Raw genomic sequence first — 17,654 nt, 5'->3', positions numbered from 1 at the left:
ATATTATCTGTGTATTCCTGAAGAATTGTTCTGTTCCTGCTGAGGACTCTCTACCTTGGAGGGATAAATTTCCTCAGTGGCACGTTTGGGGGCTTCCAACTGGTCGCAGATGGCAACCCGTTCTCCTGCACGGATGAGTTTCGGCAGATAGGTGTCGAGAGCATGATATGGGAAACCAGCCATGGCCAGAGGCTTGCCGTCAGCATCCTTGGTATGGGAACTCTTGGTGAGTGTGATGCCCAGGATTTTTGAAGCTTTCTCTGCATCCTGGCTATAGGTCTCGTAGAAGTCACCACAACGGAAAAGTAACACAGCATCAGGATGTTTGCCTTTTAGCTCGTAGAATTGCTTTAACATCGGAGTCATTGCTACAACGGCAGCCTTTGTCTCAGCCTTTGTCTTCTCTTCCTTTGCCTTTTCTTCCTTCTGCTTCTGCTCTTTCTTTTCTGGAGTTTCCTCTTTCTGTTCCTCCGTAGCCTTGTCTTCCTCTTGCTGAGCGGTGTTCTGCTTTACCTCATTGCTCTGAGCTTCCTGCTCCGATTTTTCAGTGCCTACAGCTACCGCATCGGTCCGGTCTTTGCGCAATACATCGGCAAAAAGACTGGCAGCAAGGTGTTTCTTGTAATCCTGCATGTTCTCGGCGAGCCACATACGTTGCCACTGGGATGGTGAGATCTCACGAGGTTTGAGCTTTTCACCATTCACTGTAGGCATACAGAGGATGACACTCGGCTGATTGTCCGTCTCTTTGGTCTTGAAGATGTTGACACGTTGTATTTTGTCCACCTCTTCGGCAGGAACGTTGCTCTTGAAGAGGTCAACCTTTATTTCCGGCTTATTGGAAGCTTCCATGTAGTATTTCTGTGCCATGTCCTGACGCATAGTGTCTGAAAGTTCCTCGTCACCTTGCTTTACTGTGGTGAAGAACAGGTTGACATCGGCCTTGTCTGGATATACGCTGAAAGCCTTTTCATTCTCAGGCTTCAGATAGAGTGCCCACTTTCCTTCATCGTCACGCAGCATCAGGATCTTGTCGAAGTCCACGGCTCCAGAGCGTTTCACTGCATCTGAGACATCAAGCAGGGTGATGGTCTCCAGGCTCCAGTTGTTGAGTCTGGCAACAGAGACTGCCTTGCCGTCAAAGAAACTGTCGTCAGGACGGTAGCCCATGGAACCATCAACATTGTAGAAGGTGACAGTTTCATATCCTTCCTTCTGTAGGGCATGCTCGATACGTCCTTTCTTCATGCCAGGAATGTCGCTATCCATACCCAGCGATGCACCTTCTGGAAGGACAACATCTGCCATCTTACCCTCTGCGTCCTTTACGAGGACAAACTCCTTGGTTGACTTGTTGGGAAGGGTCTTGATCTCGTCAGCCACATAGTAGTGCTTTGGAAGGATGCTCTTGATGGCATCTGCCTGGTTTCTGGCAGTCTTGCTGTTCAATTCAACCTTTTCGCCACGTTCTGCCTTGTGGAGCATATCCACGGCATTGTTGACATCCCTCTCCAGTATATCAATGAGACAAGGATTCTCTTTCAGTTCTCTTGACCAATAATCGGTCATCGCCATACTTTCCGGGGAGAGCTTGGCTGAGATTCCCAATTCCTGGAGTTTTACGGCTGTGGCAACTTCTGTGACCAGACGCTCCTGCTTCATGGCATCCTCTGCAGAGACCTTTCCGTTCTTTGTTACCATACCTTCACGAGCCAGTCGCTGCCCATGGCCAGTGGCTGTGACAAGTAGCGATACTGCATCACGGGCATAATCCTCATAGTGTTCGTAGGAAGATGCTTTGGGCAGGAAGACAATGTCTTTCTTGCTGTCGTAATGTGCTACACCTGTAGAGTCACTGCGGATTTCGACCATGTTCTCACGTGCCTTCTCCAGAAGCTCTTCTACGCCTTTGCGAATGGCAGTGGAGGCAGACTCTATATCCTTTCGGTCGTTCAACCTGCCGTATTCCTGGACTGTTGCTTCAAAGGCGGTCTTGTCAACCATGGGTAGGGTAGTCTGCTCGATATTGAACAAGGCTCTTACTTCACGGCTTCTGATACCTTTGTAATCTGCTTGCTTGTCTGAAGGAAGAGCCTGGTAGTCTGCACGGCTGATTTTGTCCTCAGGGTTGTGCTTGTTGACATACTCGTTCCAGTTGTACCAGAGGAATGGTACTCCTTTCTCTTTTGATTGAACAGACTCGCCACGTTTCTTCGCTTCCGAAAAAAGCGTATATTGGTTGGTCTTGTAGCCGTTTTGTGCGGCGTGCATTCCTAAGATGATGGCATTGAAGGCTGATACCTGCAAATGCTTCTGGTAGAGTCCAGGAGCCTTGCGACCGTTGTTGTCCAGCCAAATGCCATTATCTTCCTTGGCTTTCCCAAACGCCTTGGTGAACAGTTCCACCTGACGTTCTGCAGCCATCTTTTCTTGCTGATTCTTTTCTGTCATGGATATGATGTTTTTGTGATCATTGCTTATAGCCAAGAACACCAAGAACCTTGGTCTCGGCTATGGATTTGATTTCCCACTCTGTCACGCTGCTGCTCATGTGCTGACGTAGCATGTGGTCTGCTTCCTTTGTCGAAGGAGCATTGACGTAGATGGTCTGTGGTGAGAACTTCTTTACGCCAGTGTCTTCATCCTCAGTGACAAGGGAGACGACGGTCTTGTACCAGTGGTTACCTTCTTTCTCGTCTTCTTTCAGAATCTCCGTGATAGGTTCACGTGAGATGGCTGTGATGTCGAAGTCTTTGGTTCCGATAAGCTCAGTAGCAGCTTTGGTGGCACGTTTCTCTGTCTCGGTGAAGCTCTCGGCATCTACCAGGTATTCTTCACTGACTTTCTTGTTCTTTCCTGTGTCAAGGGCTTTGCCGTATTTGACACGGAATTTATACCAGTATCTTTTCATCTTTGTTCTATGTTATCTTTGAGCAAGTGGTCTCTCGATGACTGTCTGTCGTTCGCCAGCCTCGTATTTCTCGGATGCTATCTGTCGCATCTGGTCATTCTTTGCCAGCACAGCATTGGCAAGGGTGTTGAGAGGCAGCGCTCCTTGACGGTAGGCATCCACAACTTTTTCTGGAAGGGCTATGGTACATGGCACTCTGTCAATGGTTGCGATCAGGCAGTTGGCTCTTATCTCCGGATTCTGGATGCGTGCATTCAGAGGCTCTTCGGGATAGATGCGATAGTTGACTCTGCCACCAGCTTGTTGCGGATGATCCTGTGTCTTGAAGTTGTCCAAGGCTTCATGTCCTGCCTTATTGAGAAGATTCATGCCTCCCATGCCTATGAGCACCATTTTGAGAATCGGGTTCTTGACAAACATACCTGCTACAATGCTTGCAATAGGCATCATGTTGTCCTTGATATTGATGGACTTGGTCTTACCGGTGAACATGCCGACGAGCATATCTGGAAGCATTGCCAATACATAACCAAGATTATGGCCTATGTCACTGATACCGTTGAGGCCGAATGACGTGAGAAGCCCTTGCCAACCGTTCATGTTAGTCTGTTCGGGCTGCGTGTTGTTGGCTTCACCTTCAGATTGGTTCACTTCTTCTGTTGGTTCTGCCTGTTGTGCTCCTTCCTCAGATTGTGGCTTGTTCTGTGGTTTCTGCTCCGCTTGTTTCTTCTTTTCCTGCTGCGTTCGTCTGTATTCATCCTCCTTTCCCGGTGCAATGATCATGGGAACATCGGAACGGTCATTGAGTTTGTCACCAACATGAGTGACGAGCATGTCGCTTCCTATCCAGGTGGCAGCAGTCTTCAAGCCACCTCCCAATCCTCCCATACAGGCAAGGTCGGTTACAGAGCCAAGGGCTATACCAGCGTTCTTTTCCCAGACCGATGGCTTATACCGCTTCTCTGCCTCTGAGTCTATCTTGTGCTCCAATGGCGATTTTGCGACTTCCTGCGGTAGATAGAAGATGGTACTGGTGGCAGCCTTTCGCATGATGTAGTCGATGGATGATTTCGGTATTTTGTCCTTTATCATCTTGTCGATCATCTTCTGTTCCATGGAGGCATTGACCGTGATATGCTGTCGCTTCAACTCTTTCTTGACCATCGCAATATAGTCTTCCGTGGTCTTGGATGTCCATTTGCCTGTGTATTTGAGGGTGTCATTTTGCGCCTGCATGGATGCCATACCACCGTCAGGTCCAGCTGCTGCTGCCATCAGACCTGCAAACGAATTGGAGTTTGACCGCAACTCGTCTGCAAGCTTGTTCTGTAGGTCATTCCGAACTTTATTCATTATCGGTATGACCTTAGTATTGAATATCTTATCCTGTTTTGACTCTACCATAGCTTTATGTTTACAAGTTTAATTGGTTGAGGATTTGTTCCCTGGTCTGTTCGATGGCGTTGTGATAGACTTCCATCTGTTTCGGGAAATATTCTTCCAGCCATTCGTCCTTCTCGATGTTGTCGTTGATGAACTTGATGGCCAGATTTCTTTCTATCTCAATAGCTGCTTCGCCTTTCTCGCTGTTGTTGAACCAAGCCTTAGTCCACCATCTGATTCCCGATTTATCGGGATAGACGCTAACCAGGCGTGGAATGTCGAAGCTTTGAACATCGATGTCCAGTTCTGCCAGTGGGTCAACTATTCCGCTTGTCGCTATTGCCCGGTCTTGTGCTTTTTTTTTTCGATGGCGCTCATGCTTGACAGAAAGATCTGATGGCGCAAGGCGAGATAGTTGAGGAAATCTCCAATGAGGAGGTTCTGTACTCGCTCGGCTATTGGAATGCTTCTTGATCCCATTCCCAATGGATTCGCCATGGAAGGCAGGGTTTCATAGAAGTAATTCTTCATGGCCGACATGGTGAAGATGTTGCGAAGTGCCAGTTCCGTATGCTCTGGTAGGGCATAGATGCCTTGACTCATGTCGCTCATGTAGTCGGGGAAGAAGCGCATCATGAGGTCTTCAATCTCCTTCTGGTCTTTGTCATACATGGTATGAACATCCATATCAAGAGTGACGAACTGAGGTGCTGCGCCTGGCTTGCCGTTCTGTTCCATCACTTTCAGATTGCTATAGATCATGGTGAGGAACTCCAGTGGATTGAGTTCTTCCCCCTTGTATTTGACTTCTACATGGAGGGAGTCGGCACTGACGGCGATGACTTGCCCTGCCTTTACCTCTTTGCCGTAGTTGGCAAACATGTTGCACAGGTGGGCATAGGTCACTTCATAGTCACCGTATCGGGTAATCTGGTAGATGCCGTGAATAGCATCGTTGCCCAGACCTGTCACCTTGCCGGTAGCTACGGCAGACAGCAGGTAGTTCCTGACCTTGAAGTCAACTCCATGATGGAAAAATGACTCTCCTGTGTGCGGATGCTTCTGTTTGCCGTAGCCCAGGGACATGGTCACTTCTCCGTTTCTTTCCTCGAATGGCATGCAATAGCCACTGTCGGAATGTAGTATCATTTCTTGTGTATAGTGCATTGTATAATACTTTGTTGTAGTGTTTGTTATCTTCGTCTGCTTACAGTATTGGTTTGCTCTGTTTCTTGCTGCTTTTCTTCTTCCTTGTGGTTGCTTGCCTTACGGTCACTGTTGCCACCAAGTAGGTTGCTTAGATTGGCATTATTGCCTATCATCATCATTCCGAGAACGGCTCCAGCGATCTTGCCTAACCATCCGAAGCGACCGAAGACGAGGAGGGCAGAGACAACAAGTCCTACAAGGCTGAGACCTGAAACGTTACCTTTGCCTATATTGCTGAAGAAGTTTCCGAACATGTCACCGCCATGACCAGAGAACATGGCTCTGAGGAAGCCAGACATTCCGCTCCACTTGGAATCCACGCTGCTGATAGCCCCATTTACGTTGTCTGAAAGCCCTGTAACTGAGTCTTTCAAGTCCTTCACGCCATCACCAATCCCAGATACGGTGTCGCCAATCTTCTTGGTGGTGTCTTCTCCTATGACGGCATCGCTGACTATGCCAACAACGCTTTTGTCCGTGGTGAGCTTCTCCCAACTAATGTAACCGAGACTTCCTCCAATCACTGCGCTTTTAGTGGCCGAACCTACGCCTTTCAAGGTCTGCTGAGGATGAAGCACAGCACTGCCCACTGTGTGTGCAGTTGCACTGGTCATCCTTCCTCCCAATCGGAGAGTTGATTTTAAAAATGAACCCCAACCCATAATGCTATGTATTTCTAAAATATTGTACTGTTATTTGTTATCTGATTATATTGAACCTTTACTTCAACGTCTTGCATTCCTTCGCCATCGTTCTTTACATCGCTGTACAATGGTAGGTTTGTCCACTTCACTCCTGGCTCCATAGTCTATCTCTGCCCATACGTCTGACAGTCTGGTGTACTTCACTGCCCGTATCAACCGTTTGAGTTTCTGGTTCATCAGTTTGAGTTTCGGTCGTATGCCAAAGACTATCTCCAGTCGCTGCTTCTCTGTCATCTTGTTATTAGAGAGACATACCTGCCTAACGTCATTGACTATCTCGACACTGCTCATGACAAGTTCCCGATAGAGCTTATTTCTATTTGTCGATAGAGCCACGGCAAGAGCATTGGTCGTCTGATGGCTGAGCTGGTGGCTGTAAGTGCCGAGCTGTCCAACGAGTCGGTCTATCTCATGATAGAAACCATAGATCTGAGCTGCATAGCTGATGATGCTGTTGAACCGGTCAAGATAGTTATTGAACTCCTTCTGTAGGTTGGTTGTACCTTCTACCTCTTCCTTGATCCATATATGGCCTGTAGAAACAAGTTGCATCATCTGTTCCTGCTGCTTCAACTCTTTCTTGGCTTTGTCGGTATATTGGAATATCATACCTGCCAGGACAGGGTCATTACCCTGGGCACGGAGAAAACTCCCATCCTGCCCATCAAAGGGAAGGATGAGAGAAAAGAGAAGTAATATGAGAGCATAGAGACGTTTCATAAATGTTATCCTCAAATAATCTTTCTTATGGTGTTACAACTCTGGCGCATCTGCGCCATCTGCCAAGGGCTTGACTGGCTATTTCGGCATTGCTCCGGTCGAGCATTCCTGCCGTGACATTGTTCCAGACATCGGCCATGGTGTAGTATCTGATGCTGAGACATAGCCTTGACAGCTTCTTGTTGAACTGTGCCAGACGGTCGTTCAGTTCCCAGAGGGTTTTGCTTCGTTCTGCACCTGTGAGCATATTCTCGTTGCCACCCTTGGCTATGGCATCCTTTAAAGTAGTATATACCGTGACGAGCTCTGTGGCGGTCTCGATATATAGGTTGTTCATGCTTGCGGTTGCCACAATACCCTGTGGGTTGCTTGCTATGGCTTTCTTTAGATTGCACAAGTTGATGAAGATCCTCACACCATCGTCATAGAGCGAGGTGCAGGCTTTCAATGTGGACGCATAACCCGATGCCGTTTTCAGATAGCTGTTATACTTCTTTTCCCATTTGTGAATCTGGGAGAACTCGGCTGCGATGGTGTTTTGCAGGAATGCGGTCTTTTGCTGGTCTTCTATCTGGCTTTTGATCTGACCGTTGATAAGCTCGTTTCCCTCAGCCAAGGCTACATACTCCAAAGGATTGCTGGAGGCAACCTGAGCATAACCTATAGCTGGCAGTAGCATCAATGCCAAGGTAATGGCTGCAACAACCTTGCTTCTTCTGTTATCTGTTGGTAATTTCATATATGCCTTTTCTCTTTTTGTTGTATTCTACACGTTCACGGATGATTCTCACAACGTCCAACCTTTCCTTCACACCGTAGATGTCGAGTTTGGGATTGGAGCGGTCGCCGCTGAATATCCATACTGTCTTCAAGCCAAACAACTGTTCCAGAATGTCACGGTTCTCGCTGAAATCCACCACTCGGTACAGCTCTATGTAGTCACTGGTTCTTGTCAGTACTCCATGCTGGATGATGAGCTGTTCAGAGGTGATGATGTATCTGAGTTTGTAGAGATATAAGCATCTATAGAGCATGATGCAGGTCATCACACCTCCAAGTACCACGAAAGGCATCTTGTAGGTGATGCTGTCGTGACCGGCAACAAGGAACAGGGCACAGCTGATGATGAACGACATCCCTTGCGAGATGATGTACTGCGCCCAGTGAGGGCGAAGGGTGATGATGTTGTATCGTCTGATTGGGTCTGCCATATTCATTATCGTTTAAATCCATGATGTTTGGTTTCCTCGTTCTCTTCTTGCCGTTCAAAGGTCAAGTCCACACCGTTCTCGTCAAATGCGGTCTCTACTACGTCGGTCATAGAAAACTGTTTCTTATCCAAAAGTTCGTCATTGAAGTCCTTGTAGCCTTCCGATGGCTCTTCCCGAATAATCTTCACGGGAGTGAGGTCTTGGTCTTCGTGCAGGTTGAGCTTCTGTAGCAGTGCATCCTTGAAGTCCTTGAACGCTTTGTTCATCTTGTCAGCAGCTTCCTGCTTGTCTTCTTTACACAAAAAGGGAGAGTAGTGATACTCCAATGCCTCTTCTTTTGCAGAATCGTAAAACAGGTATAGCTGTTTGAGCTCATGGGGGAGTAAGCTATAGTTCTCATCGTTGAAACTTAGCAGTTCCTTGATGGTCTTCGGCTGTTTGTCGAAGCTTTCCATGAACTCCCTCATGTCAGCTGGTACATTTCCCGGTGCAACCGGACTCTGTTTGCTTGCAATATCCTCGAAGTTTGCCACAAACTGCTTTCCTGCCACATCCTTGTCAAAGCCGAGGTGGAAGGTGGCTTGTGGTGCTGCTTTCAGCAATCCCTGTATCTGCCCATAGCTTGGGTTACCTCCAGTGGAAACATAGACTCCGGCTTTCAGATCCTGCCGCCCACGCTGGTCCAAACCGGATTCCTTGCGCATCTGCAGCTGGTAAAATGCCATGGCATCGTATGCGCTTTCAAAGACAAGTACGATACGGGCATTCTGGAGTGCCGTATTCTTGGGACTTGCCATCCATAATCCTTCACTGGCGTTGGTGCCAGTAGCCATGCCTTTTCGGGCAGAACCATCCTTGCGAGGATAGCCTCTTTCCTCTAACCCTACACATTTGTCTGGTTGCCCAGGAATGTGCATAGGGAAGGAGAGATTCTTATAGGTGCTGCCATCTTTTGCTGTTTTCGATGCGAGGAAGAAGCTGTGATGGAAGGCACAACGGGTGGCGAAATCAATTCCTCTTGACTTGAAGAAGGCGTAGAACGGCTTCTGTGACTCGAAGTCTTTGGGATTGAAACGGTCAATCTTGTAGTCATTGATATCAAATGGCTTGCTGCTGACAGTTGGATTATGCACGTCCTGACTCCGATGTTCTACCGGGATGTTAAGCAGGCGTTGGCAGACCTTATGGACAAGGGCTGATTCCTTCATGCCATACTTGTACTCCTTGAAAAGATCTGGATGTTCCCAGATGAAGGAGGTAACAGAGTAGAGCTTGATGGTTGGCGGCTGGAAACAGCAGTTCTTGTTGGGCATGACAATGTACTTGTCTCCACTGATTCTTTTTCCGTCGCTGCCCAGGCGTACATACGCAGGATAGCGCAAGCCATCACGCTTGTAAAACGTGTAGCCTGCGTCCTCCAATACGTCCTTGATGTTAAGACGGCTTCTGTAGTCTGCAAATGTCTGTTCGTCTGTCATCTCTTGAATGTGAATTGTTGTTTATCTGCCATGACCTAAGCCTACACCGTGTTCTCCTGCATTGAGTCCTGCATCGAAGGCTCGTGAAGCAAGGTCTTGCGGTGAATCCACGCTGCCCTTGAAATAGACATGTGGCCCATGTGCATGGTCATGATGGTGTTCTACGAATACTGCCGGTGCTGGACGGTCTCTGCCCAGTTCGCTCATCACGGCAAGTCCTGCAAGGAGGGCTCCTCCAATCTGTGCTCCGATGTTCTTGCCTTCTCCAGGGATGGTTTTCATATTCACCTCCTTGAAGATATGGGAGAAGAGTTTCATGCGGTGATAGTCATCGATGGCCATGAACTTGTCATACTGCTTTTGGGTAATCTCATGGCTGATGCTCTCTCCATTGATGACGGCGGTCATGCGATACTTGGCGTTGCCTTTCTCATCCTTCTGGATTTCTCCCTGCTCATTACGCACTGGTTCAACCTTGATGTCATCAACCTGAACCTCTCTGCCATGCTTGCCTTCACGGAACCATCCCTTGCTTTCGTTCTGCTCATACAGGCTGTTGCCATCTACATGAGCAACACTGCGGTCTTCTGGCTCGATAGTAATCTGGTCGCCATTAGTTGGGAGCGACTGGTCAATCACCATCTGCTGGCGGTTGTTGAGTTCTGCCTCTATCTCTGGTCTGAGCTTCAAGCTGATCTGCTCTTTAGAATTGAGCATATCCATCGTCAGTTTGTCCTGGAAATCGTTTCTAATGGCATTGGTGATGATGTCGATGCGGTTCTGGACTGGTACTTGCTTGATGGAATTGTTGGTCAGTTTCTTCACCTCGTCCTCTGTGAGGTCATAGACAAAGTCCTGCTTAGCAGCAGTGGACTGGATAGTCAGTGTCTTGTTGGCTGCATCTACGATGATGCCATGAGATGAAAGACACTCCTGCCATTTGTCATTGCTGAAATAGACCTTGGAGGTAATAAGCTCGTTGTATGGCTTGGCAGGTTCCTTGGGACGTGGACGAACCACTACAGGGGTAATGACTGATTGCAGGTCTGCCAACACATCCTGCGAAGGTTGCTGTACCATGTTTTGCTGACCACCTTTATAATAGAAGCCATAACCGCCATTCAGCAATTCGCCCGGCTTCATTCTGCCGTCAGGACGTTCTGGTACGATTGGAGCACCCTGCATGAACATGGCTCCTCCAACTCTGCGCATATGGAATCCTTCCTGGCATCGTGGAGTCCAACCGAGGAATCTTCCGTGATATGGATCCATCATCATGTGGGCATGTCGTTTGTTCCAGGGAAGTCTGCCGTATTCGCCAACGCCTATGCGGTAGCCGTGGAGTCCCATGGCAACACGACCATTGGCATTTCTGGCATGAACGAAGTCACGTGGCATGTAGAAATCATTCTTCACGAGTTCTGCCACGGTGTTGTAGGCTTGCTTGTTGGCTGAGTTTGCTCCCCAGTCAACCAAGGCTCTGTGCTGTTGTGCGGTGATGGCGTAGGTCAGCAGAGGGGAATCGTGACCTTGAACGGCCAACTGATAACCTTCTCCTTGTCTGATGATATGTGCTTGCATACCATTCTTTCTGAGAATCTCCTGAAGCTCTGGTGCCAGGTCTCTGCCTACTGGTAATGCATTTGATCTGATTGACATATTCTAATGCTGTTTATTGATTCTGTACTGTGTGATTATTCGCCAGCTTCAATCTGCTCGCCCTTCCAATCGACAAATTCCTCTGCCGATTCCTCATTGACAATGAGATCCTTCTCTTTGCAGAAGGCAGTGTATTCCTCCTGCCATTCAGGGGAGTGGTGGTTGATGTAGTCAAGCCAGCCATATTCTCCGCTCTGGACTTTCTCCACGAGCACGTTTTCTGGATAGTACTTTACATTTGCCATGAAATCTTGTTTTATGGGTTAATACTTTGGGTTATCGCTGCATCATGCGCATACCCAGTTTCTTCTGTTCATTCCACATCTCTTCGGTATAGTTCTCTTCTGGGATGTAGTCGAGATTGCCGTCTTCATCCATAGTCCAACAGCCGAAGATGCCGAAGTTGAACTTATCCCAGTCACGCTTGGCTTCTCTCTTCCAGACAAGTTCGTTGCCTGCTGCGAAACGGATGCCGGTGTTGGAGTTGAGGTCGATACCGATGGATTGTTCCTCGTCATCCTCTACGATGGTAAGGATGTCACCATTCTGCAACTTCTGCATCTCTGCACCAGTAAGGTGGTAGCGGTCTGCTACATACTGGATGTTTCTGCCGATGACCGGGGTTGGAACACTGAGCACCTGCTTGCTTTCTGGATCAAGCTGGAAGAAACACTTACTGCCGAGTTCCTTGCCAACCTCGTTGCTCTCCAAATGGCCGACGATAGGCTTTCCTGCAACAAGGTTCTTCTCCTGCTGCTCATTGAAGAGTTTCAAGTCTAACTCATCGAGCTGTGGATAGAAAAGCACGTCAACGCCACCTTCGGCTGTTCTTACCAGGCTGAATCTGGTTCGTGCCTTGACTTCCTCACCATCATCGGCTGTGATATGAACTGGCAGGACTGGCGACTTGCGGCCATTGTAGATGTTCTGGAGGACATCGGTCGGCAAGTCGTCAATCATTGCCTGGGTGAGTCCGAAACTTTCAAGGATGCCATAAGGCATCTCGTTCTCATCGAAATTGTAATTCATTTGCTTCTGTTTTATTCGTTTTTTATTTGGTGGCTGATCTATGACAGGTCTTATTCAGACTGCGCTTAAAGCCAAACCGACAACAAAGTTACATTGTAGATATAGAAGAAGTTAAACATGTACGTTAGTATCATCAAAGTTTTATAGATAGTTATGAAAATAGTATGATTATTCTTCAATTATCATACTATAAACATAAATAAAGTTAGATATAATAGGGAAGAGGTAACTTCTTTCGTGTTGTTGAGCTGAGTCTGATTACCTTTGCAACATGAAAGCAATAAAGACACTCATATTGATACTGACAATGATGCTTACAAAGATTCCTTCACATGCCCAATTCAATACGATTGGGTATGTGAAGAAGCATAGTATATCTAAAAGAAGAGTCCACAAGAAACAACTCATGTTGCTTCTGTGGACTCTGTGATGAAGGCTGATTCTCTGCCTCCGGATTCTTCCCGAGATGTTCTTCCTTATCTTCGGGCTTCGTTTCCGTTGAAAAGTATTCAGATCAATTCAAGGTTTGGAATGCGTAATCACCCAGTGAAGCACAAGACTATCATGCACAATGGCGTGGATCTGGCAGCTCATTACGAGAAAGTGTTTTCCATGTTTCCAGGGGAAGTGACTGGCGTTGGCCATGACAATCGCTCAGGTAAGTATGTCACAGTAAGAACTGCTGGCTATACCATCAGCTATTGCCATCTTTCTGCTTTCTGGGTTTCAAAGGGGATGTTCGTCAATGCAGGAGAGGTGCTTGGGGTATCTGGAAGTTCCGGAATGTCAACTGGCCCCCATCTGCACTTGACAACAAAAAAAGGATGGCAAGGTGTTTGACCCTGTCATCCTTCTGAAGTATGTTCGTGAATTGCTCAAAAACTCCCTATAGTTTATTCAAACACAAGCAATTTGCCTGTTAATACTTTCTTGGTGCCGTTCATATATGTCAGTATCACCTTGGTGATATTCATATTAGAAGCGTCTCCAGACACATAATAATAGGAAGTGTCCCATTCCCAGCTTGCTGATTCAAACTCTCGAAGTGGTCCAGTGCCCTGGAAATGGCCGGTCTTCCTCAAATCGCCTACATCGTTGGTTACCTTGAAATATACATCGATGTACTTGATCGTATTTCTGTTGGTATTCATGTAGTTGAAATTGAATGATATACATGAATATTCTGAATCCCATCCCCAATCAGTAAAGAAGCCGTAAGGTGCTCTCTTTTTGAGACGTTTGACATACTCGTCAAGATAATGGTATGACAGCTCACTTGTAATCATATCATAATCCTCTGACTCATCTGTAAGGCTATCTTTGAATATTTCATAGTGATACCTGAAAGGACTATATTCTTTCAGACTTTGGCTTAGTTCACTTTTATGTCCTGTTATATATGTGTAGCCCAGTCTGCCATCAGTTCTTGTGAAGTAATAAATGGTATCATTTTTGATTCCAATAGTGAATAATGAATCCTCTGAAAATGATTTCTCGCATTCATCACAATACAGAGACTTATTTCCTGTCGGTACCATTCTCCAGTTGTGGGTTTCCATATAGTCTGAACGTTCTTTCTTCAGTTTGGCCAATCTTTCGGCTTTAAGTTTCTCTATTTCTATGGAGTCAGCCTTTGCTTTAGCTATAGAGTCTTGAATATGCCTTGTTCTTGCATCATTTAGTGCTGTATATTTATCATCCAGCTGCTTACTATATTTCTGAACGAGCATGTCGAGTTCATCCTCTGCTACTTGGGGAATAGACTTGTTCTTCTTGATGATCTTGGCGTAGTCTTTGGTAAGAGTGATCACAAGATTGCTATATGGAGTTATGACATACAGGTTTTGAGCTTTCTTGTCATATGCATAGCTGCCCACAATATTGTCAACACGCTCAACCGACTTCTTGGTTACTCTTTTATAATAACCATCGCTTCCAAGTTCATAAGCAACAATTACTCTTCGCTGAGTAGAATTGCTTATAGAAAACTGGGCATGTACACCGATGGTTGCCATCACCAGCATGAATAAAACGATTATCTTTTTCATTGTCTGTCTTTGATTGAACTTATTTCTTCTTGATAAATTCGGCAAATTCTTTGCCTGTATATGTTTTCTCTTTCATCAGTTCAAGAACTGTTTTGTCCGAGAAATCGAGCCTGAGATTGGCAGTCGTTGGATATTTGACATTTGAACTCCAGAATGTGAAGTTGTATTTCTCACTCGGATTCAGTGTTTTGCTGACTCTACCATCATCCTCTGCCATGAAATTCCCACTCCTGTCATAATATGTAACAAGATACTTGATACCGGAGATAGAGTAGGGAAGTGTATTCACTATGCGAGCATCTCCATTAGCGGTTCCATTATAACTTGTTTCCCATGACCAGTTGACTATCTTGACTTTAGTCCTCAGTTCTGCCCACGTGTCCCAGTACTTTGCACTTATCAAATCACTTAGTTTGCTCAATCTTTGTGCCAATGCTACATCATTGAGTTGCTTCTTTCCAAGTGCTCCAGTCGCTCTGCCGAACCATTCCTGATCTTCATCCATTGTGATCAGCCCCTTTGAGTCATAGATATACCAGGAGGATTCTTTGTCTTTTGCGATATACAAAGTTATACTGTCCTGCTTGAATGTGCCTGTTGCATCAGTATAATTGTTATAGCAGCGAACAGCTATCGTATCATTCTTCACAGTGATGCCAGATTCTTCTATGTCCACAGCATCTGATTTAGCCTCTATATGCAAGCTGTCATACAGTGGATAGAAATCACCTGGCTTTCCATAGGTGGTATCTGATAACGACGTGAAGAAATTACGAGAAAGTTCCATCGCCTCGTTCTTATGGGAACAAGACGACAGAACCAATGCTGTTAATATGTATATTACAGTGTATCTCATTTCTTCTTATTATTTTTTCTTTGCTGGCTTTTTTACCTCTTCCTTGCCATCGCTGATTCTTTTGAAAACGAAGTTGACGACAGCAGTTCTGGTATTGTCTCTGATACCTGTGACGTATTCAGAGTTACCGAAGTTTGGAAAGGCTGTACCTGTTTCTGTGTAAGCACTGACCAGTTCCCAACCTTCCTTTCCCATTTTGTTCAACATTGCAGTCTGATCAGCAAACACCAGGGTGCCGAAATCTGCAGCAATTTCTGCATCGTGTCCTGCGACCTTTACTACTTTGTATTCCCATTGCTCATTCTTGCTACCACAAGATGCGAGCATTGCAATTAAGCAGAAACCTAAGATAAACTTCTTCATAACATTATTATATATGTGAATATTCTGTTCTTGTGATGGGTGCTATAAATATCAAAATGCATTCGTTAATATAATATTTATCATCATGGTTATGACGAAACAGCTATTATAACTATTTCTGAATCAGAAGATAACATTCTTATCACGAAGTCCTTTCATTTGGCTGTTAATAACAGCTTTTAAGGATATAGCTCCATGCAATATTATTTTTATGCGGCAAAGGTATAATGTAAGAGTGCAGTCTATCTGCATAATAGAAAAAAGTTCCAATATTCCGATAAAAAATATCACATCTTACCATACTGATTTCATCAATGATTATCAAATTCAACTGACGAACCAACTCTATTTCTTCACGTTTCAACTTATATAATTCTGTATTCTCATATCCTGGAAGATAAGGAGAAAGTGGAAGATGCAAAAAAGAATGTATAGTAACACCTTGTGCATTTTTAGCTGCTACTCCTGTTGGAGATAACACAATCGCATTCTTCTTATTGATAACAGTTCTGTCATATACTTTTTTAAGCAGCGTTGTTTTTCCAGTACCAGCTTTACCTGTTACAAAAAGACTTTTACCGCTATTTATCAATCTAAATGCTGTATCACTATAAATATCTGTTCTCATAATTTTAAATGTTAATACCGAAAGTTTATGGTACAGTTATGCCCAGTCATCATCAATGTCATCTTGATTTGAGACATGATGAATATTAGGAGTTATAGTTCCTATGATTGCACCTAAAACATCAAGCAGAGCATCTGCATGATTTTCGACAAATATCTGATTGTTGTCATCAACAAACTTTGATAATGATTTTATGTCAGCATTGTCACCAAATGCGATAGCAAATTTTTCTGCTTTATTGAAACCTGGTTGTTTACGTAATTCATAAATACCTTCTTCATAATCATCAGTAGGACATCCATCGCTTAACAAAACAATGACATTTTTTTCACTGCAATCGATATTGGCAGAAATAGCATTTGCCAATTCACAACATGCTTTTCCTAATGATGTCATACCACTAGCAATGAGAGGCTTCCATTTGAAATCCAGTATGTTTATTGGGGTTTCATACATCCATCTGACATTTTTTGCAAACGAAAGAACAGACAAATTGATAGTGTTACCATTGAATGCCTTTTCTTGCAAATCAACGATAATATTCTCCATGGAATCGTTTAATGCGCTAATCTTCGCACCATCCATGCTGCCTGATGTGTCCAGTAATAAGTATAGTTGCATATTATCTTACAAATGCTATGAGATTTAGAAATAGAGAGATGACTATTATTATTAAGCAAAACTTAGTGAGCTTCTTGGAATTGGTAATCTCCTCTTTCAAAGAATCTATTTCATCAACAAACTTTTTCTCCGTTCTCTCCATTGCTTCCTTTTGAGTTTTGATAATGAGTGATGAGGCTTTATCTAATCTTTCTTTTAACTCGTTATTGGAAGATTGTAAATCGTTCAATTCTTGGTCAACATTATTGAAACGCTCTGATAAATTGTCGGCAGCTTTGATATTTCCTTCACGCAGAGACTTTAACTTTGAAATCAAGTCGTCGTACTCTGTTTTCTGGCATTCTTGCAAATTCTGCATTCCGGAAACTATAGATGTACTTTCTGTCTTAACTAAATCAGAAACATGCTCAATTTTAGTAGCAAGTGATTTGGTACAATCTTCATATTTGTCTATTATGGCTTTTAACTCAGTTTTCAATGACTTGAATGAAGAGATATGCTCGCTAATTGAGGTTCCGAAATCTGCTGCAATGCTCTCCTGGGTTGCTTTAAGATCTGCTGTCGCCCCAGAGATAGCATTACTAAAGTCGGACCACTGGAAAAAGTGTGTGGATATCGTAGTACAATAAAAACACTATATTGTCCGTTTATAAAGTCAAAGAACGGATAAATATGGAAAAGTATAGACTCCTTGCAGAATGTCTTTTGCCCGAACACATGCTGGATTGGTTCGACCTTAAAGACGTGTTTGTAGAGCAAAAGAAAGAAACAAAGCTTGTTCACATATACCTTGACGAAAACGAGCTGAGACCAGGTGACAGAACCGATATTCGT

The 17,654-nt window shown here is 45.0% G+C and carries 20 protein-coding genes; 1 reads left to right on the top strand and 19 read right to left on the bottom strand.

Translation table 11 applies throughout. From position 1 onward, the window contains the following. Positions 1–3: 3 nt before the first annotated feature. The 13 genes from CHL74_RS07060 to CHL74_RS07000 all read right to left on the bottom strand — a co-directional run bounded on the left by CHL74_RS07060 (position 4) and on the right by CHL74_RS07000 (position 12,304). Positions 4–2,451 (bottom strand): zincin-like metallopeptidase domain-containing protein, encoded by a 2,448-nt coding sequence (locus tag CHL74_RS07060; protein WP_094880462.1) that lies wholly within the window; start codon positions 2,449–2,451, stop codon positions 4–6. A 19-nt stretch (positions 2,452–2,470) separates the two neighbouring features. Continuing rightward, positions 2,471–2,911, bottom strand: coding sequence for a DUF4494 domain-containing protein (locus CHL74_RS07055; RefSeq protein WP_094880461.1), 441 nt, complete (start codon positions 2,909–2,911; stop codon positions 2,471–2,473). Positions 2,912–2,923: 12 nt separating this feature from the next. Further along, complete coding sequence (locus CHL74_RS07050) at positions 2,924–4,315, bottom strand: hypothetical protein (protein ID WP_094880460.1); 1,392 nt, start codon at positions 4,313–4,315, stop codon at positions 2,924–2,926. 10 nt (positions 4,316–4,325) lie between these two features. Further along, the gene (locus tag CHL74_RS16190) at positions 4,326–4,607 is read right to left on the bottom strand and encodes a hypothetical protein (RefSeq protein ID WP_094880505.1); all 282 of its coding nucleotides are present in this window, start codon (positions 4,605–4,607) and stop codon (positions 4,326–4,328) included. A gap of 23 nt (positions 4,608–4,630) precedes the next feature. Beyond that, a complete protein-coding gene (locus CHL74_RS07040; protein WP_094880459.1) occupies positions 4,631–5,461 on the bottom strand; it encodes a M23 family metallopeptidase in 831 nt (276 codons plus the stop codon). A 26-nt stretch (positions 5,462–5,487) separates the two neighbouring features. After that, positions 5,488–6,165 carry a hypothetical protein gene (locus CHL74_RS07035; RefSeq protein WP_094880458.1) on the bottom strand — a complete coding sequence of 226 codons (678 nt, stop codon included), beginning with the start codon at positions 6,163–6,165 and terminating at the stop codon, positions 5,488–5,490. A gap of 63 nt (positions 6,166–6,228) precedes the next feature. Further along, complete coding sequence (locus CHL74_RS07030; protein WP_094880457.1) at positions 6,229–6,927, bottom strand: hypothetical protein; 699 nt, start codon at positions 6,925–6,927, stop codon at positions 6,229–6,231. A gap of 25 nt (positions 6,928–6,952) precedes the next feature. After that, complete coding sequence (locus tag CHL74_RS07025) at positions 6,953–7,606, bottom strand: hypothetical protein (protein ID WP_373690180.1); 654 nt, start codon at positions 7,604–7,606, stop codon at positions 6,953–6,955. Positions 7,607–7,646: 40 nt separating this feature from the next. After that, positions 7,647–8,138: a PH domain-containing protein gene (locus tag CHL74_RS07020; RefSeq protein WP_094880504.1), complete on the bottom strand. Its 492-nt coding sequence runs from the start codon at positions 8,136–8,138 to the stop codon at positions 7,647–7,649. A gap of 5 nt (positions 8,139–8,143) precedes the next feature. Next, complete coding sequence (locus CHL74_RS07015) at positions 8,144–9,616, bottom strand: toprim domain-containing protein (protein WP_094880455.1); 1,473 nt, start codon at positions 9,614–9,616, stop codon at positions 8,144–8,146. A 21-nt stretch (positions 9,617–9,637) separates the two neighbouring features. Continuing rightward, positions 9,638–11,275 carry a hypothetical protein gene (locus CHL74_RS07010; protein ID WP_094880454.1) on the bottom strand — a complete coding sequence of 546 codons (1,638 nt, stop codon included), beginning with the start codon at positions 11,273–11,275 and terminating at the stop codon, positions 9,638–9,640. A gap of 35 nt (positions 11,276–11,310) precedes the next feature. Next, entirely contained in the window at positions 11,311–11,520 is a 210-nt protein-coding gene (locus CHL74_RS07005; protein WP_094880453.1) for a hypothetical protein, read from the bottom strand. Positions 11,521–11,551: 31 nt separating this feature from the next. Next, entirely contained in the window at positions 11,552–12,304 is a 753-nt protein-coding gene (locus CHL74_RS07000; RefSeq protein WP_094880452.1) for a DUF4099 domain-containing protein, read from the bottom strand. A gap of 546 nt (positions 12,305–12,850) precedes the next feature. On the opposite strand from CHL74_RS07000, the gene CHL74_RS16185 reads away from it, so the two are divergent. Next, on the top strand, positions 12,851–13,144 hold the full coding sequence (locus CHL74_RS16185; RefSeq protein ID WP_254923239.1) for a M23 family metallopeptidase: 294 nt from the start codon (positions 12,851–12,853) through the stop codon (positions 13,142–13,144). Between the two features lie 53 nt (positions 13,145–13,197). Here the strand turns inward: CHL74_RS16185 and CHL74_RS06990 are convergent, their stop codons facing one another. The 6 genes from CHL74_RS06990 to CHL74_RS06965 form a co-directional block, all read right to left on the bottom strand. Further along, on the bottom strand, positions 13,198–14,352 hold the full coding sequence (locus CHL74_RS06990) for a hypothetical protein (RefSeq protein WP_094880451.1): 1,155 nt from the start codon (positions 14,350–14,352) through the stop codon (positions 13,198–13,200). Between the two features lie 19 nt (positions 14,353–14,371). Further along, positions 14,372–15,208: a hypothetical protein gene (locus tag CHL74_RS06985; RefSeq protein ID WP_141241262.1), complete on the bottom strand. Its 837-nt coding sequence runs from the start codon at positions 15,206–15,208 to the stop codon at positions 14,372–14,374. A gap of 9 nt (positions 15,209–15,217) precedes the next feature. Beyond that, positions 15,218–15,571, bottom strand: a complete 354-nt coding sequence (locus tag CHL74_RS06980; protein ID WP_094880449.1) for a DUF4177 domain-containing protein — start codon at positions 15,569–15,571, stop codon at positions 15,218–15,220. A gap of 166 nt (positions 15,572–15,737) precedes the next feature. Then, positions 15,738–16,199, bottom strand: coding sequence for an AAA family ATPase (locus CHL74_RS06975; RefSeq protein WP_094880448.1), 462 nt, complete (start codon positions 16,197–16,199; stop codon positions 15,738–15,740). A 36-nt stretch (positions 16,200–16,235) separates the two neighbouring features. Beyond that, positions 16,236–16,820 (bottom strand): vWA domain-containing protein, encoded by a 585-nt coding sequence (locus CHL74_RS06970; RefSeq protein ID WP_094880447.1) that lies wholly within the window; start codon positions 16,818–16,820, stop codon positions 16,236–16,238. A gap of 1 nt (position 16,821) precedes the next feature. After that, positions 16,822–17,298: a hypothetical protein gene (locus tag CHL74_RS06965; protein ID WP_094880446.1), complete on the bottom strand. Its 477-nt coding sequence runs from the start codon at positions 17,296–17,298 to the stop codon at positions 16,822–16,824. Between the last annotated feature and the right edge of the window lie 356 nt (positions 17,299–17,654).

The organism is Prevotella sp. 885, from assembly GCF_002265625.1.
Taxonomy (GTDB): Bacteria; Bacteroidota; Bacteroidia; order Bacteroidales; family Bacteroidaceae; genus Prevotella.
Note: the sequence above shows the minus strand (reverse complement) of the source record. Positions and strands in the feature narration are given on the sequence as shown.

Coding starts and splice junctions, on each gene's coding strand:
- CHL74_RS06975 (WP_094880448.1), bottom strand. CDS start 16,199: ATGAGAACAGATATTTATAGTGATACAGCATTTAGATTGATAAATAGC.
- CHL74_RS07050 (WP_094880460.1), bottom strand. CDS start 4,315: ATGGTAGAGTCAAAACAGGATAAGATATTCAATACTAAGGTCATACCG.
- CHL74_RS06970 (WP_094880447.1), bottom strand. CDS start 16,820: ATGCAACTATACTTATTACTGGACACATCAGGCAGCATGGATGGTGCG.
- CHL74_RS07035 (WP_094880458.1), bottom strand. CDS start 6,165: ATGGGTTGGGGTTCATTTTTAAAATCAACTCTCCGATTGGGAGGAAGG.
- CHL74_RS07015 (WP_094880455.1), bottom strand. CDS start 9,616: ATGACAGACGAACAGACATTTGCAGACTACAGAAGCCGTCTTAACATC.
- CHL74_RS07030 (WP_094880457.1), bottom strand. CDS start 6,927: ATGAAACGTCTCTATGCTCTCATATTACTTCTCTTTTCTCTCATCCTT.
- CHL74_RS07005 (WP_094880453.1), bottom strand. CDS start 11,520: ATGGCAAATGTAAAGTACTATCCAGAAAACGTGCTCGTGGAGAAAGTC.
- CHL74_RS06985 (WP_141241262.1), bottom strand. CDS start 15,208: ATGAGATACACTGTAATATACATATTAACAGCATTGGTTCTGTCGTCT.
- CHL74_RS06980 (WP_094880449.1), bottom strand. CDS start 15,571: ATGAAGAAGTTTATCTTAGGTTTCTGCTTAATTGCAATGCTCGCATCT.
- CHL74_RS07010 (WP_094880454.1), bottom strand. CDS start 11,275: ATGTCAATCAGATCAAATGCATTACCAGTAGGCAGAGACCTGGCACCA.
- CHL74_RS06990 (WP_094880451.1), bottom strand. CDS start 14,352: ATGAAAAAGATAATCGTTTTATTCATGCTGGTGATGGCAACCATCGGT.
- CHL74_RS07000 (WP_094880452.1), bottom strand. CDS start 12,304: ATGAATTACAATTTCGATGAGAACGAGATGCCTTATGGCATCCTTGAA.
- CHL74_RS07060 (WP_094880462.1), bottom strand. CDS start 2,451: ATGACAGAAAAGAATCAGCAAGAAAAGATGGCTGCAGAACGTCAGGTG.
- CHL74_RS07055 (WP_094880461.1), bottom strand. CDS start 2,911: ATGAAAAGATACTGGTATAAATTCCGTGTCAAATACGGCAAAGCCCTT.
- CHL74_RS07025 (WP_373690180.1), bottom strand. CDS start 7,606: ATGCTACTGCCAGCTATAGGTTATGCTCAGGTTGCCTCCAGCAATCCT.
- CHL74_RS07040 (WP_094880459.1), bottom strand. CDS start 5,461: ATGCACTATACACAAGAAATGATACTACATTCCGACAGTGGCTATTGC.
- CHL74_RS07020 (WP_094880504.1), bottom strand. CDS start 8,138: ATGGCAGACCCAATCAGACGATACAACATCATCACCCTTCGCCCTCAC.